Below are 15,173 nucleotides of genomic sequence, written 5' to 3'. Positions count from 1 at the left end.
TGTTGCTTAAAATACTCTGCCTACGCCTCCGGCAGCGTGCTGGCTGAAGCAAGCGCCTGTTGCGCCTCCTCCGGGAGCCGCAGAGTGGAAAATAAATGCGGATGACGCGCCTGAAAATAGCAGAGAATCCCCTTCGCCTGAGCAAGCGGATTGAGGTCTTCCCGGAGCATGTTTTCGATGAGCTGGAGCGCCGTCACGTCATATTCTTCAAAAACGTTGGCCAGAATCCGCGCCGGAATCGTTTCCCCGTTCAAGGCGCGACAGGCCAGAAGCCTTCTCTCGCCGGCGACGAGGCGGTATTCGCCCCCATTCTGGGTAACGAGAATCAGTTCCAGCCCCCCTTTTTCGGCGATCGACTCCTTCAGCGCGACAAACGCCTCGGTCGTCTGGTCGATAACACAACAGAAATAATGAAAACAAGTGGTTATTGACTTCACAAGCATGCAATAGCCTGAACCATTTAAAAACAACTATTACTGTTTGTACTGGTGAATATGCTGTCATCTATTTTTATACAACTCATATATCTGGGTTAACTCGCGCTGCAACCCTCAGCTTGACTCGACTCCCTTCAGGAGCCTTTGTTAGGGATTTTAATACTTCAGGTTACCCTTTACACCGCCCTCTATCTACGTGGGTGAACTACCAAACTCCCAAGGTCGGACTTTAATCGAATAGTCATACGTTTTACAAAGCGGAACCTGCAGATTTAAAATTTGGAATCTGTAGGTTCCGCCCCGTAATGCTTTCCATGTGCCTTGTAGCCATGTCGGAGAATCAATTTCTCCGGCAGGATTAATTCGTTACACCACTTCCGCTTTGTCTTTGCGCTGTCCAATTTCCGTAAATGGGAGGGGGCCAATCCGGGTTTTGAAAGCTTATCGTAGAGGTGCCGCTCCCTTGTCCAGCACTCATCGTTCCGGTTAGCGACAAGGTGAAAAAAGATGTATTAAAACCAGAGGGTATGTAAGGATTAGTATTTGTTGCGGTTCCCGTCATGGTTAAGGTTACGTTAGTTCCTGTTACTGCCATATTACCCGACGAAATTAGGCATGTCACAGGGTACCCTCCGTAATTGTATGTCCATTGTCCCGTAGTTGTTATTGTTCCGCTTGAGTTCTTGGTAAGGGTAGTAGTACTTGTATTACCTTGCCCGTCAGAACCTACCCATACTTCGGTCCAACTCGATGGTGCGGCGGTCACGGTCAAGGTTGCTGAGCCGGACTTGCCGCCGGATGTTGCAGTGATCGTTGCTGTACCGGTTGACACACCGGTGGCGACGCCGGGCGACACGACTGTCGCAACCGCGATGGCACCCGAAGTCCAGGTAGCGATATTGCTGATGTCATGGGTGGTGCCATCAGAGTAGGTGCCGGTTGCAACAAAACTTTGTGTTAGGCCCATTGGTATCGAGGCCATTGTTGGCGTCACCGCGATCGACACCAATGTTGCGGAGGACACGAACAAGGTTGCTGAGCCGGACGCGTAGCCGGATGTTGCAGTGATCATTGCCATACCGACCGACAGGCCAGTGGTGATGCCGGGCGACACGACTGTCGCAACCCCGATGGTGCCCGAAGTCCAGGTCGCAATATTGCTGATGTCATGGCTGGTGCCATCAGAGTAAGTGCCGGTTGCAATAAAAGCTTGTGTGCCGCCCATTGGTATTGAGGCCATTGTTGGCGTCACCGCGATCGACACCAATGTTGCGGGAGGCACGGTCAAGGTTGCTGCACAGGCGGCTGTTGTGCCGCCATTGGCACCCGTGCAGCTCCAAGACCAGGAACCGTTTCCAGTGACCGAAGTCGCTGATCCCGCACTACAAAGGTAGGCCGAAGGCGCCGTTGTAAATATCCCGCCGTTGGCTGACCCGCAGACGCCATCAACAGGGGGGGCTTCGAGGGTTGCTGCACAGGCGGCTGTTGTGCCGCCATTGGCACCCGTGCAGCTCCAAGACCAGGAACCGTTTCCAGTGACCGAAGTCGCTGATCCCGCACCGCAAAGGTCAGATGAAGGCGCCGTTGTAAATATCCCGCCGCTGGCTGACCCGCAGACACCATCAACAGGTGGTACTTCGAGGGTTGCTGCACAAATGGCTGTCGCACCGCCGTTGGCCCCTGTACAGCTCCAGGACCAGGGACCGTCTCCGGTGACCGAAGTCGCTGATCCCGCACTACAAAGGTAAGCCGAAGGCGCCGTTGTAAATACACCGCCGTTGGACGATCCGCAGACACCGTCAACAGGGGAGGCCTGGAGGGTTGCACAACTGGCTGTCGCACCGCCGTTGGACCCCGCACAGCTCCAAGACCAGGGACCGGTTCCGGTGACCGAAGTCGCTGATCCCGCACCGCAAAGGCCAGCCGAAGGCGCCGTTGTAAATACACCGCCGTTGGACGACCCGCAGACGCCGTCAAGAGGCGGCGCCTGATTGCATACAGAAAGTCTCAATCCGGATAAGACCTGCAAAGCACTGATTGCCTCGGCAAATCCGATCTTGCCGTCACCGTTGACGTCGCCTATACATGATGTCATACCTGTCAATGGGGTGAACGCCTCGAGGGTGGCTGACCCCGCAGCCCCATCATATCCTCCCGCCACGTAGAGCTTGCCGTTGATCACTCCTCCGGCTGCATATTGCCGGGTGATGGCCATGGGTGAAAGAAAGGCCCAAGTATCGGTTGCGGGATCGTAAACCTCAGTCGCTGCGGACTTCGCCGCATAAATCTTCCCGTTAATAGTCCCCGCCGTGTCGCCCACTCCAACGAGATGCTGAGTCTCGGTGGTCCAGGTGTCGGTTATTGGGTTATACGTCTCTATGGTTTTGGCCATCAGGTCGCTTTGCGAACTAACCGCGCCACAGCAGCCGCCCATGACATAAAAGAGGCCGTTTACCGCCTCAACATCTGTGCCGCCGCGCGCAGTAGGCAGTGGGGATCTCGTAGTCCAGGTGTCGGTGGCGGGGTCGTAAACCTCGAGTGCATTTGTCACAGGCGCACAGAATCCCAGGCAGCCTCCTGCTACATACAGCTTACCATCAATCGCGACAGCCCCTGGACCCGAACGCGGAGTATGCATGGAAGCTTTCGTGGTCCAGGTGTCATTGGCTGGGTCGTAGACCTCGAGGGTGGCCAGCTTTTGGTTCTGGGCAATATTGCCTCCCACCACGTATAGCTTGCCGTTGATCACCCCTCCGCCCACGCTGTTCCGTGCAGTAGGCATGGAGGCTTTCGTGGCCCAGGCGTTGGTGGCCGGGTCGTAGACCTCAAGAGTGGCTAATGAGTTAGCCCCAGTCCCAGTCCCGCCCGCCACGTAGAGCTTGCTGTTGATCACTCCGCTGGCTGCGTTCCACCGGACGGTGGGCATTGGGGCCTTAGTCTCCCAGGTACCGCTTTGGGCAAATGCCTGATTGCTGACAGTAATTACTATCAGACCGAGAAGCATGGCAAAAATGGTGTTGATCATTTTCCTTGCGTTTTTCATGGCAATCTCCTTTATCAGATTGACGTACAGTTCCAAGGTTTCTAAGATATCCTCATATAGAACAAAAAGCCCCATCGCATCATAAGGACAGGGCTCGGAAGCCATTTTTCAATCCCCTATATGGGAAGTATAATTCAATTTTCTCAGTCGTTCATTATGTTAATTAAACAATATGCTCATTCGCACCTAAGTCAAGATATATTATGAGGCGGTAATGACATCAAATAATGGCAGCAATATGGTGCGGGACTCTGGCGATTCTAATCCACTGAAACTATGTACAGTGCATTGATTTCCCCATGAAAGGTTGCAGGAGATAGTAAAAGTGGTTCGATGACATGGGGATTATTGTTCAATGGACAATCCGCGTCTTCTGGGGTATGCTTCCAAATTGTCAGGCGTTATCGTTTTACGGTGAAAAGGACAATTAAGAGGGATAATTATGGATTTTCGATACCTGTTTCAACCAAAGACTATGGCGGTAATCGGCGTTTCACTGCAGAACGACCAAAATCCGGCCAACGTGATTTTCAGAAAAAACCTGCTGCGCTATCCGGTGAAGGTCTATCCGGTCAATCCCAAGGGGGGAGTCCTGCAGGGGGAAACTGTCTTCAAGCAAATATCAGATATTCCTGAAAGAATTGATTTGGCGGTGATTGCCGCGCGCGCCGAACAGGTGCCCGCTATCCTTTCTCAGTGCATCGAGGCCAAGGTTGGCGGCGCCGTGATCATCTCGGGAGGGTTTTCCGAAATCGGTCGCCATGACCTCCAGGAACAACTCGCGGTTCTGGCGAAAAAAGCCGATTTCCCCTTTGTCGGCCCGAATTGCCTTGGCATTTACGCCCCTGCCATCGTGGATACTTTCTTTCTGCCGATCGAGCGCATGATCAGGCCGGAGTCGGGGAATGTGGCGGTGGTAAGTCAGAGCGGGGGAATCCTTGTGGACGTCATGCTCAAATTCAAGGAAGAGGGGATAGGGCTCTCCCTCGGGGTAAGTATCGGGAACAAGGCGCTGATCAGGGAAATAGATCTGCTTCGGTATCTCGAAGGCGACCCGGCAACGAAGGTTATCGCCTTTTATGTCGAAGGTTTTGCCAAGGGTGAGGGGCGGGACTTTGTCCTTGCCGCGAAAGCATGCACGAAACCGGTTATTATGATCAAATCCGGAAAGAGCCCGGGTGGGAGCAGGGCGGTCTCGAGCCATACCGCCTCCCTGGCCGGCGATTATGAGGTATTTTCTCAGGTAATGGCGCAAATGGGCGTCGTGGAAGCGAAAAATGAATTGGAGCTAATCTCCTTTTGTGAAGCCCTGAGTTGTTATCAAACGCCCATTGACGGCAACGTCGCCATTGTTACCTGCAGCGGCGGGCATGGCGCCATCACCGTCGATGTCTGCGCGGCCCAGGGACTGCAAGTGCCGCAGCTCGCTCCCAAGGAGCAGGAACTGCTTAAGGAAGGGATCTCCGACAGCATCAAGAACATCGCTTCGCTCTCCAACCCCATTGATTTGACGGGCAGCGGCGTGGACGAAGACTTTATCGCCGTTGCCAGCCATCTGAGCGCCATGCCGGGAATTGACTGCGCATTGATGCTGCTTCTTCCCTATACCCCCGGAATCACCTCCGATCTGGGGGCGAGGCTGAGTTCCATCTTTCAAAAGGCGGGGAAGGCGTTAATCGCCTATGTGCCGCATGTGGAAAAATATGAGATGATGATCGAGGGATTTGAGCTCAATGGAGTTCCGGTGGCTCACTCGATTGAAGCGGCGGTGCTGATGGCCGCGGCCTTGAAGAGGTGCAAACCATGCTGAAAAATGAAATCAGGGAGATACTGGAGAAGTCAAAGGGCAGTGGGTGGGTGCTGGAACCGGATGCAAAGAATATCCTGCGTCTTTCGGGGATCGACGTTCCCCGTTTTACGATGGCCGCAAGCTTCGAAGAAGCGACCCGCTTTGTCCGGGAAAAGGGCTATCCGGTGGCTGCAAAAGTCGTCTCGCCCGACATCATGCATAAATCCGATGCGGGAGGGGTTGTTATCGGAATCAATAACGAAGATTCGCTTTTTGCGACCTTTGAGCGGTTCCGCAAGATGAAGGGTTTTACCGGGATGCTGGTTGAAGAAATGGTCTCCGGTCTGGAAATGATGGCCGGCGCCAAGGTGGATAGCCAGTTCGGACCGGTCATTCTTTTCGGGATGGGGGGTACGGAAGTGGAGCTCTACAAGGATACGGGTATCCGGATGGCTCCCCTGCAAAAAAACGACGTTAATTCAATGATTAAATGTCTTAAAGCTCATCCCTTGCTGGAAGGTTACCGGGGCGCCCCGCCGGTTAACCGGGAGGCATTGACCCGGACGCTTATGGCATTTTCCGAGCTGGTTATGGAAATCAGTGAATTTATTGAATCCATTGACCTAAATCCGCTCTTTTGTTCCCCGGAGCGCTGCATAGTAGGGGATGCACGCTTCGTGCTGAAGTAAAAACCGGACAAGGCAAATGGGGCGGCGGGGTAGTTTCCCGCCAGATAAACCCTCACGATGGCGCGCCGTCACAAAGCAGGATTAACCCGCCGTTTAATGTCCATCAAACCGGAGGGCCGCTCTTCGTCGAGACCTTTGAATTTTGTCATTTCGAGGAGCGTTAGCGACGAGAAATCTTAATGCTCGTGCATAGTTAAAGATTTCTCCCTTCGGTCGAAATGACAATATTGGCAGTTATTCAAAGGTCTCTCGTCGTGTCCGTAGCGGTTCCGTGAATGATAAACCATTATAGATCAATGAAATATGAACGCATTTTCGAGTGAAAAGGCAAAAATCATTATTCTTTCTTCATTGTGTCTGCTTGCTTTGGCTTGCGGCAGCCAGGAAAAGGCGCCTCTTGCGGAACCAACTGCTTCGCCAGCGCCGGCCTATGGCGACATTATCGTTGAGGGTTCGATCGGCGACGCCTCCAATCTCATCCCGTTGCTTGCTTCTGATTCAACCTCCCACGAAATTGCCGGCCTCATCTACAACGGCCTTGTCAAGTACGACAAGGATTTAAAGGTTGTCGGCGATTTAGCCGAGGCATGGGAGATATCCCCCGACGGGCTCGTCATAACCTTCCACCTGCGCCGCGGGGTTCGCTGGCACGACGGCGCCCCTTTCACTGCGGCGGATGTGCTCTACACCTATCAGGTTACCATTGATCCCCGCACGCCGACCGCTTATGCGGGCGACTTTCTGAAGGTGAAGAAGACGGAAGTTATTGATGATTATACCTTCAGAGCGACGTACGACAAACCGTTCGCGCCCGCCTTGATGAGCTGGGCGATAGGCATCCTGCCAAAACATCTCCTTGCCGGAAAAGACATCACCCGCTCCGCGCTCGGCCGTCACCCAGTCGGCACCGGGCCTTATAAATTCAAGGAGTGGGCAGGCGGCCAGAAGATAGTCCTTATTTCCAATCACGACTATTTCGAAGGTAGACCCTATATCGATGGGTATATCCTGCGGATTATCCCGGATTCTGCAACGATGTTTCTGGAATTGCGGGCGGGCGGCATTGACCGGATGGGGCTGACCCCACTTCAGTACAAAAGGCAGACGGAGAACAATCTTTTCAAAAAAAACTATCATAAATATCGTTATCTTTCCAATTCATACACCTATCTGGGATACAACTTGAAAAACCCCCTTTTTGCCGACAAACGGGTTCGCCAGGCGATTGCATATTCGATAAACCGGCAGGAGATAATCGACGGGATTATTCTGGGACTGGGCAAAATTGCCACCGGGCCGTTTAAGCCGGGGACCTGGGTATATAACCCGAAGGTGCGCGATTATCCGTACGATCCGCAAAAGGCGAAGGCGCTCCTGGCCGAGGCCGGCTGGATTGACCGCAACGGCGACGGCATCCTGGATAAAGAGGGACATCCCTTCGAGTTTGAGATAATCACGAACCAGGGAAACGAGGTGCGGGCCAAGACTGCCGAAATTATTCAGCAACGTCTGGCCGAGGTCGGCATCAAGGCCAAGCTGCGGGTTATCGAGTGGGCCGCTTTTGTTAATGATTTCATCAACAAAAGGAAGTTTGACGCGACGCTTCTCGGCTGGACGATTCCACTTGATCCGGACATCTACGACGTCTGGCACTCCAGCAAGACGGGGCCGGAGGAACTGAATTTTATCTCGTACAAAAACAGCGAGGTTGATTCGCTGATCGAAAAGGCGCGGAGCACCTTCGATCAGCCCCCCCGGAAGCACTATTATGACCGAATCCAGGAGATCCTCGCCGAAGAACAGCCCTACCTTTTTCTCTATGTTCCCGACGCCCTGCCGATCATCAGCGCCCGCTTCCGCGGGGTCGAAGTCGCCCCGCTCGGGATCGGCCACAATTTCATCAAGTGGTACGCGCCCAAGGCGGAGCAGAAATTTGTCATGACAAAATAGAGAGGTTCTTGGGCATTGCCGGCTCCTCTTTACTGGATGATTCGCAGGTTGAATTCACGCAGGGGGATAATGGTCAGGGAGGAAAGAATCGATGAATATTTCTGAATGGTTGGATGAAAAGGAAGAAGAAAAATTGGATGTATCTCAAATCGCATTACCTAAAGACTTGTCCTATGACAGCGTTCCCGACGAAACTATTTTTTTCGAGGAGGTTAATACTTGTGGAATCTTCTGTGCAGACAATCATCCGTTTTCTACTGTCGAGCGCTTTGGGCACTGGTATTATTGCAGAGGTCGAGGCAAGGAGGCCGATATTCAATCAGCAGGAACGGAATGGAGCTTTTTTACAAAAGATAGAGAGCTTGCCATCAAAATAGCTAAATCACACATTTAATAAATTATTGGGCATAGCTCAATTGAAGACAACGGGATGATTAACTGTGTCCCGTGCCGTCGTGAACGGTTACGATACCTGCATCGAAATTCATGCATTGAACGCGAAGCCCCAGGCATTCGAAAAGCCGAAGCCCGCACCCATAAAGCAATTTTACAACGAGGTTATATGGAGACTCCAGATGCTTCAGAATTTCATTGATCTCATCACGGGATAAAACGACGGGGATATAAGGCTTTTGTTTTGCCCTGACGACGCCTTCAACCTTGCCGAATTCCTTATTAAAAACATGGCGGTAAAAGAATAACAGGGAATTGAACGCCTGATTTTGAGTGCTCGCCGCCACCTTTTTTTTCACCGCTAAAAACGTTAAAAATTCTTTTACATCATTCGTTGAGAGCAATTCCGGCTTCTTGCTCTGTGTAAAAGTTTGGAACTTTCTTGTCCATCCTTGATAGGTCTGCAATGTTTTCTTGGAATAATGGCGAACGGATATTTCATCCGCCAGTCGGGAATATTCCGACTTCCAGGAAGCCCCGGATCCTTGCTTCACTTGCACTTGAGACGAGGTCGCGTTATTCGTTCCGGTTGGTGCGACGGGCGGCATGCCGGAAACCTTTACGGTTTTTGAGAGACTGTAGGCGCCAGACGATGATACAGCTTCGCGAGAGGATGATGGTGCGACTCTTTGAGGTTGAGCAGATGAAACCGGCGACTCGCGGATGAGTTCGGGTTTGCCGGCTTCAAGGGGGATGGCCTTTTGATGGGGAATAGGTTGGGGTTGCGGTGCTTTTGGCGGCATGCCCTCTTGGCCGAGGATCTCGTAATAGAGATTTATTGACTCAGCGGCCTGTCTTTGTTGTTGGACTGTTTGCTTTTTTTCATTCAACTTTCTAACAAATCGAGGCAGACTGCTTCTATCTTGAGGAGAAAAATGATATTTCTCGCAGTAGTCCAGATAATAACGGAGCCATTTCTTATAGGACCATACAAGATGATCCGGAATGGCTTTAGTCCGTAAATGCTCTTCAAATCTTGTCTGTAATGCTGATGGGGTAGTTTGCATGTGATATCCTCCGTGTGTCTGATAACATTACAATTGACATGATATACGACAAGGTAAAATAAATGCTTGAGATTAAATTTTCAAGGTATTATATACTATTTCCTATGGTTAAGTAGGTTATCGGTTTTCTTAAGGCCATAGGCGGCAAAGACGATAAACTCACTTTGCTGCTGTCATAACTTTCAAAAATTGTATGGATAGCGGAGATATACAGAACTACAGAATAACTTGTTAGATATTTGGAGGAGATATGACTGCAACTGAAGACCCTACGATAAAAGCTCGTATTGAACGTATTCGCTATCTAGCAAGGGAAAACAATGGCCCAGTCGAGTTCTTCGAAGCAGCTTCGCTTGCTCAGTCAGTAGTCCATGATACAGTCGGTGGTAGTCATCCATTGATGGCAGATATTAAAAGAGCGATTGATTCTCAAGAGTGGACTAGAATAGTTGGTGTTTGCAAAAGTGCTCTTCTCCTTTATGACCAAGGAGCACTAAAAAGTCCTCGATTAACTATTGCAAGAGAAATTGAGACCGATTTCCTAGACATTGCCCAGGCTCAAGCGCAAATTGCAGAACAGAGCAAGAACGATACTCAAAAGCAATTACACCTCGGGATTGCAGCCTTTCTTGCTGGTGCTACACTTGAAGATGCACTTCGGCGACTATGTGATGAAAACACTTTACCCTATGATCCACAACATTCATCTATTTCGAAGCATCAATCCTGTTTATATCAACCATCAAAACAGATTGAACATATTTCCCAATCAGAGAATAAACAGATAACTGTATGGGGAGATACACGAAATAAAGCGGATCATGGTAAGTTTGATGAAATTACTCAAACTGAAGTAGTAACTATGATTATGGGGATAAGAAGCTTTATCGACAAGCATCTTCCCTAATAGCATGAAGTAATATCTAACCCGCAAATGCAGCGGACGGCTTTCAGCCGCCACTGATCAGCACGTTGGAAGTAAATAAAATGGATAAAGCTATTAATAAAATAACTAAATATTTACCAGCCTTTGACTCTCAATATCTGCAAAAACAATTTCTTGTTATGAATCAACTTTCTGGGGCACAACGAATATTTAAAAGAATCTTTTCTACCGCAGATAAAGAGGAAATTAAAGATTATATAATTGAAGTTTGGTATTCCTTAGTTTTCATAGCCCTTGCTTTTCATGTGGAAATAGAACCCTTAGGTAAACAAGGTCCTGATTTAAAAGTATCAAGGGATGGTAATCATGCTTTTGTAGAAATAATGCGTTTTCGAAAAATATATCCGGGTCCGCCTGAATTTAATTTATCTGATGGTCGAGAAACACTGTCAGATTATGGCAATATCAAGAGGGATGTTGAAAAAGCTTTTGGAAAAATACTAAATAAATTTTCTCAAGTTGGAAATGGAAATTCAATTATCGCTATTTGGAATGACGATGGAGATATGGATGAGATTCATGTAAAGACAGCCGTAATGAAATTAGTAGAGGACGCAAATAAAAAAATAATTTTATTACCTGAAGGTTTATTCGCAGTAATCTATGGTTCAGAGTGGGTACATATAGGTGATAAAAAACAACTTTATTGCTTTCCATTAAAACGATCACAACATTCTTATCAGGCAACTTGGCAAAAAGAATTAGAATCAATGACAATAAGGGAGTTCATTAATAAAGCATTGAATAAGCTTCAAGAAGACTTCTAATAAGGCGTTTAAGATGGGCGGTAAATACTGTGCGCAGTATTTACCGCCACTTAACTTCCCGATGGGACGGCACGAATAGTGACAAGATGAGCGATAAACCGGTATTCACCAAGTATCTCAAAGAGCTTTCCGCCGTGGCCCTGCAAGGGGACGCGAGAGAGGAAAGTTTCTACCCGACGCTTGCCGAAATGCTGGCGGCTATAGCCAAGTCAACTGGGCGGGCGAATGTGCGCGTCACCACCCTTCCCAAACCCACCGATGCCGGGAACCCCGATTTTCGTCTGTGGAATGGTACGGACCGCATCATCGGCTATGTCGAAGCCAAGAAGCCGACGGAAGATAGGCTGGACGTTGTCGAGGAGTCTGAACAACTCACGCGCTATCGCTCCACGTTCCCCAATCTCATTCTGACCAACTTCCTTGAATTTCGGTTATACCGGAACGGCGAGCGCGTGGAGACGGTTCTTGCCGCCCGGCCCTTGATTCTTAACCGGTTGCGCACGATGCCGCCGGTGGAAAAGGTCGACGAACTGTATGCCCTCCTTGACCGCTTTCTCGGTTTCTCGCTGCCCAAGGCGTTTACGGCCGAGTCTCTCGCCGTCGAACTGGCTAAACGAACTCGCTTCCTTCGGGATGTTGTCGCTCAGCAGCTTGGGCAGGAAAAGGATGCGCCGGGCGTGCTTTCCGGATTCTTTGAAGCTTTCCAGACCTATCTCATCGGCACGTTGACACCGGAGGACTTCGCCGATCTCTTTGCCCAAACCATTACCTATGGCCTCTTTGCCGCACGAACTCGGGCCGGTGACAACTTCAGCCGACGGGCCGCTTTCGATAGCATCCCGCACACGATCGGTGTCCTGCGCGACATCTTCCGCTTTATTTCGCTCGGCGATCTGTCCGAACAGCTTGCCTGGTGCGTGGACGACATTGCCGAAGTCCTGGCCGTGGCCGATGCGCCCGGCATCCTTGACCGCTACTACCAGGAAGGCAAGGGTAGTGATCCCATCGTTCACTTTTACGAGACTTTTCTCGCTCAATACGATCCCGCTGAGCGCGAGCGGCGCGGCGTTTACTACACGCCCGAACCGGTAGTCGGCTACATCGTGCGCTCGCTGCATGGCCTCCTCAAAACCGAGTTCGGCAAATGCGACGGTCTGGCCTCAGAGGGCGTCACGCTGCTCGATCCGGCGGCGGGTACCATGACCTTCATCGCCCGCGCTGCGCAACAGGCCGTCGCGGAATTCGAGGCCAAGTACGGCAGCGGTGGGCGCGAGGATTTCATCCGGCGGCACGTCCTCAAGAACTTCTACGCCTTTGAGTTGATGATGGCACCCTACGCCGTGGGCCACCTCAAGATGAGCTTCTTCCTCGAAGAACTGGGCCACCGTCTGACGGACCAAGAGCGCGTTCCCTTCTACCTCACGAACACCCTTGACAACGAGATACTGGAAGAGAGCCACCTGCCCGGCTTCTTTGCCCTGGCCGAGGAATCCCGCCTCGCCGGTATCGTCAAGAAGCAAACCCCGATTCTTGTAATCCTTGGTAATCCCCCGTATTCCGGGCATTCGAGCAATCCAAGTGAACGGATGAGTAAGCTCCAGAAAGGCGACAAATATGTCATCGGATGGAATCCCAAGGCGGGCGGTGGCGCAGAGGCCATTATTCGCACACTCAAGATTGAAACAGACGACATTTTGCAGCCAACGTTTATAGGTCATCTGATAAAGGATTATTTCTTTGTGGATGAAAGGCCCTTGGGCGAGAAGAATCCCAAGTGGCTGCAGGACGACTACGTGAAGTTTCTGCGCTTCGCCCAATGGAAAATTGAAAAGGCTGGATGCGGGGTTGTCGGCATGATCACCAACCACGGCTACATCGACAACCCGACCTTCCGGGGCATGCGCCAAAGCTTGATGCACACCTTCGACGAGATTTACATCCTCGACCTGCACGGCAACTCCCTGAAGAAGGAGATCTGCCCCGATGGGAGTCCCGACAAGAACGTCTTCGACATCCGACAGGGTGTGGCCATCGCCTTCTTCATCAAGCAAGGCGGCAAACGAAAGGCCGATGCCGTCATCCGACATGCCAATCTCTGGGGTTCGAGAGAGTCAAAGTATGGCTGGCTCAACAGCAACGACCTGAGGAAAACCGATTGGCAGGAGTTGAAGCCCATATCGCCGTTCCATCTGTTCGTTCCGCGCGATAACGCGCTGGACGCCGGGTATCGGCGGTTTATTTCCATCCTTGAGGTATTTCCCGTGAATAGCGTTGGCATCGTGACGGCAAGGGACGGACTGACCATTCACTGGTCGGAGGAGGAGGCATGGAAAACCGTCACTGTTTTCTCGCGCATGGAACCGGAAATGGCGCGGCAAGGCTACCAACTCGGCAAGGATTCGCAAGACTGGAAGGTGTCATTGGCTCAGAAGGATTTGCATGATTCAGGGCCAAATCGCGACAACGTGGTTCCAATCCTCTATCGCCCTTTCGACGTACGCCACACATACTATACCGGTCGCTCTGGGGGTTTCATATGCAGACCACGCCCCGAGGTCATGCACCACATGTTGGCGACTCAGAACTTGGCTATGCTCATGCCAAAGCGTGTCGAATATGTGGGTTCTTGGCAACACGCTTTTGTCGCCAGTACAATATCAGACCATGTTGCCGTCTCGCTCAAGACAATTGACTACTTTTTCCCTCTCTACATCTATCCCTCTACCGACAGCACAGACCTCTTCGCCCACCACGAACCGTCGGGAAACCCGCCGAACCTGAATCCGACTTTGGTTCAGGCATTAGTTCGGGCATACGGCGCGGAACCCTCGCCCGAGGAGATTTTCCATTACATTTATGCCGTACTGTACGCTCCTGCGTACCGAGAAAAATACGCCGAGTTCCTGCGGACGGATTTTCCGCGCGTGCCGATCACGTCAGACGCGAAGCTGTTCTCGAAACTCGCTGCCCTGGGCGCAAGGCTGACTACGCTGCATCTGCTCACATCCCGGGAACTCGACCCGCCTACCTGCCGGTTCGATGGCGAAGGCAACAGTTGCATCGGCAAGGGGCGAAAAGCTGGGTTTCGCTACGAACCGGGCGAACAGCGTGTGTACATCAACGCAACTCAATATTTCGCTCCTGTGGCCGAAGCCGTGTGGAGCTACCAAGTGGGCGGCTACCAAGTCTGCGAGAAGTGGCTGAAAGACCGTCAGGAACGTCGCCTTGATCTTGACGGCATACGTACCTATTGCCGCATTGTTACGGCGCTCGGACGCACCCTCGCCACCCAGACCGAAATTGACGCCCTGTATCCTGGCATTGAGAAGAGTGTCGTGGTCATACCAGGACACAAGTCGGAAGTGGAATCATGAAGCCCAACAATCGGGTCCACGCGACGGCGTACCCGTCGCGCGTGACCCGTAACGTTATGAAATTTATCGTCTCACGTGTGTAAATTGATAGTTTTGGCTGGTTACCTAAAGACTTCTATGAAATCCCCAGAAAGGAGATCAAAAGATGAAAAAGCTAGTGTGGCTCCAAATTGCAATTGTATGTGTCATAGTAGTATCGTTGTGCCAAATGTCTTATTCGCAATCACACATCGCGCCATTCCCCGCCTCATCATCAGCGGAATTCGGCAACAATAAAGCAGCCCCCCCATCACCGGGAGTGCGCGCAGACGGCGCCAACAAATTTTGGATAACCATCGAAGACATGACTTACGTTATTGGGAATACAAATGAACGAATTGTCGTACCTAAGGGTTTTGTCACAGACTTCGCCTCTATTCCGGAAAAACTCTGGTCATGGGGGCTTAGCCCACACGGACGGTACAGCCGAGCAGCCATAGTGCACGACTATTTATATTGGTCCCAAGGATGCGCTAGGGCTCAGGCGGACAGGCTCTTAGTCATTGCAATGAAAGAGAGTATCGTTGACGATTTCGACGAGTCTGTGATTTATCTAGTACCATGTAACATTTTATCTTTCGTATTTAGAGAAAGTATGATATTCTGGCGACAACTCAATGAAGGAGGTCGCCATGCAACCAAGATATCGAGTAACACTGACGGAGGAGGAACGCAGAGA

11 protein-coding genes are annotated in these 15,173 nt (G+C 51.1%); 8 read left to right on the top strand and 3 right to left on the bottom strand.

The window, feature by feature from the left end:
* Positions 1 to 20 precede the first annotated feature (20 nt).
* Both M0P74_09535 and M0P74_09530 read right to left on the bottom strand, forming a co-directional pair.
* Complete coding sequence (locus M0P74_09535) at positions 21 to 443, bottom strand: ParB N-terminal domain-containing protein (GenBank protein ID MCK9363821.1); 423 nt, start codon at positions 441 to 443, stop codon at positions 21 to 23.
* Positions 444 to 795: 352 nt separating this feature from the next.
* Entirely contained in the window at positions 796 to 3,585 is a 2,790-nt protein-coding gene (locus M0P74_09530) for an Ig-like domain-containing protein (protein ID MCK9363820.1), read from the bottom strand.
* A gap of 337 nt (positions 3,586 to 3,922) precedes the next feature.
* Here M0P74_09530 and M0P74_09525 point away from each other — a divergent pair, with 337 nt between their 5' ends.
* From M0P74_09525 to M0P74_09510, 4 genes are all read left to right on the top strand, one after another.
* A complete protein-coding gene (locus M0P74_09525) occupies positions 3,923 to 5,290 on the top strand; it encodes a CoA-binding protein (GenBank protein MCK9363819.1) in 1,368 nt (455 codons plus the stop codon).
* Positions 5,284 to 5,958: an acetate--CoA ligase family protein gene (locus tag M0P74_09520; protein ID MCK9363818.1), complete on the top strand. Its 675-nt coding sequence runs from the start codon at positions 5,284 to 5,286 to the stop codon at positions 5,956 to 5,958. Before M0P74_09525 ends, M0P74_09520 begins: the two co-directional genes overlap by 7 nt.
* 303 nt (positions 5,959 to 6,261) lie before the next feature.
* Positions 6,262 to 7,908: a peptide-binding protein gene (locus tag M0P74_09515; GenBank protein MCK9363817.1), complete on the top strand. Its 1,647-nt coding sequence runs from the start codon at positions 6,262 to 6,264 to the stop codon at positions 7,906 to 7,908.
* A gap of 91 nt (positions 7,909 to 7,999) precedes the next feature.
* Positions 8,000 to 8,302 (top strand): hypothetical protein, encoded by a 303-nt coding sequence (locus tag M0P74_09510; GenBank protein ID MCK9363816.1) that lies wholly within the window; start codon positions 8,000 to 8,002, stop codon positions 8,300 to 8,302.
* A 40-nt stretch (positions 8,303 to 8,342) separates the two neighbouring features.
* Here M0P74_09510 and M0P74_09505 read toward each other — a convergent pair whose 3' ends face one another.
* A complete protein-coding gene (locus M0P74_09505; GenBank protein ID MCK9363815.1) occupies positions 8,343 to 9,368 on the bottom strand; it encodes a phage integrase N-terminal SAM-like domain-containing protein in 1,026 nt (341 codons plus the stop codon).
* A 250-nt stretch (positions 9,369 to 9,618) separates the two neighbouring features.
* Here M0P74_09505 and M0P74_09500 point away from each other — a divergent pair, with 250 nt between their 5' ends.
* From M0P74_09500 to M0P74_09485, 4 genes are all read left to right on the top strand, one after another.
* The gene (locus M0P74_09500; protein MCK9363814.1) at positions 9,619 to 10,275 is read left to right on the top strand and encodes a hypothetical protein; all 657 of its coding nucleotides are present in this window, start codon (positions 9,619 to 9,621) and stop codon (positions 10,273 to 10,275) included.
* A gap of 80 nt (positions 10,276 to 10,355) precedes the next feature.
* Positions 10,356 to 11,081 carry a hypothetical protein gene (locus tag M0P74_09495; protein ID MCK9363813.1) on the top strand — a complete coding sequence of 242 codons (726 nt, stop codon included), beginning with the start codon at positions 10,356 to 10,358 and terminating at the stop codon, positions 11,079 to 11,081.
* An 86-nt stretch (positions 11,082 to 11,167) separates the two neighbouring features.
* On the top strand, positions 11,168 to 14,455 hold the full coding sequence (locus M0P74_09490; protein MCK9363812.1) for an N-6 DNA methylase: 3,288 nt from the start codon (positions 11,168 to 11,170) through the stop codon (positions 14,453 to 14,455).
* A 145-nt stretch (positions 14,456 to 14,600) separates the two neighbouring features.
* The coding region (locus M0P74_09485) for a DUF1353 domain-containing protein (protein MCK9363811.1) at positions 14,601 to 15,173 on the top strand (573 nt) is incomplete at its 3' end.

The sequence above is a fragment of the Syntrophales bacterium genome (assembly GCA_023229765.1).
Lineage (GTDB): Bacteria > Desulfobacterota > Syntrophia > Syntrophales > UBA5619 > DYTH01.
The sequence above is the reverse complement of the archived record's forward strand: the minus strand, read 5'-3'. Positions and strand labels throughout refer to the sequence as shown.

Bases quoted from the DNA above. Each gene is read 5' to 3' on its own strand.
- M0P74_09535 (MCK9363821.1), bottom strand. From the start codon at position 443: ATGCTTGTGAAGTCAATAACCACTTGTTTTCATTATTTCTGTTGTGTT.
- M0P74_09530 (MCK9363820.1), bottom strand. From the start codon at position 3,585: ATGGCTTCCGAGCCCTGTCCTTATGATGCGATGGGGCTTTTTGTTCTA.
- M0P74_09525 (MCK9363819.1), top strand. From the start codon at position 3,923: ATGGATTTTCGATACCTGTTTCAACCAAAGACTATGGCGGTAATCGGC.
- M0P74_09520 (MCK9363818.1), top strand. From the start codon at position 5,284: ATGCTGAAAAATGAAATCAGGGAGATACTGGAGAAGTCAAAGGGCAGT.
- M0P74_09515 (MCK9363817.1), top strand. From the start codon at position 6,262: ATGAACGCATTTTCGAGTGAAAAGGCAAAAATCATTATTCTTTCTTCA.
- M0P74_09510 (MCK9363816.1), top strand. From the start codon at position 8,000: ATGAATATTTCTGAATGGTTGGATGAAAAGGAAGAAGAAAAATTGGAT.
- M0P74_09505 (MCK9363815.1), bottom strand. From the start codon at position 9,368: ATGCAAACTACCCCATCAGCATTACAGACAAGATTTGAAGAGCATTTA.
- M0P74_09500 (MCK9363814.1), top strand. From the start codon at position 9,619: ATGACTGCAACTGAAGACCCTACGATAAAAGCTCGTATTGAACGTATT.
- M0P74_09495 (MCK9363813.1), top strand. From the start codon at position 10,356: ATGGATAAAGCTATTAATAAAATAACTAAATATTTACCAGCCTTTGAC.
- M0P74_09490 (MCK9363812.1), top strand. From the start codon at position 11,168: ATGAGCGATAAACCGGTATTCACCAAGTATCTCAAAGAGCTTTCCGCC.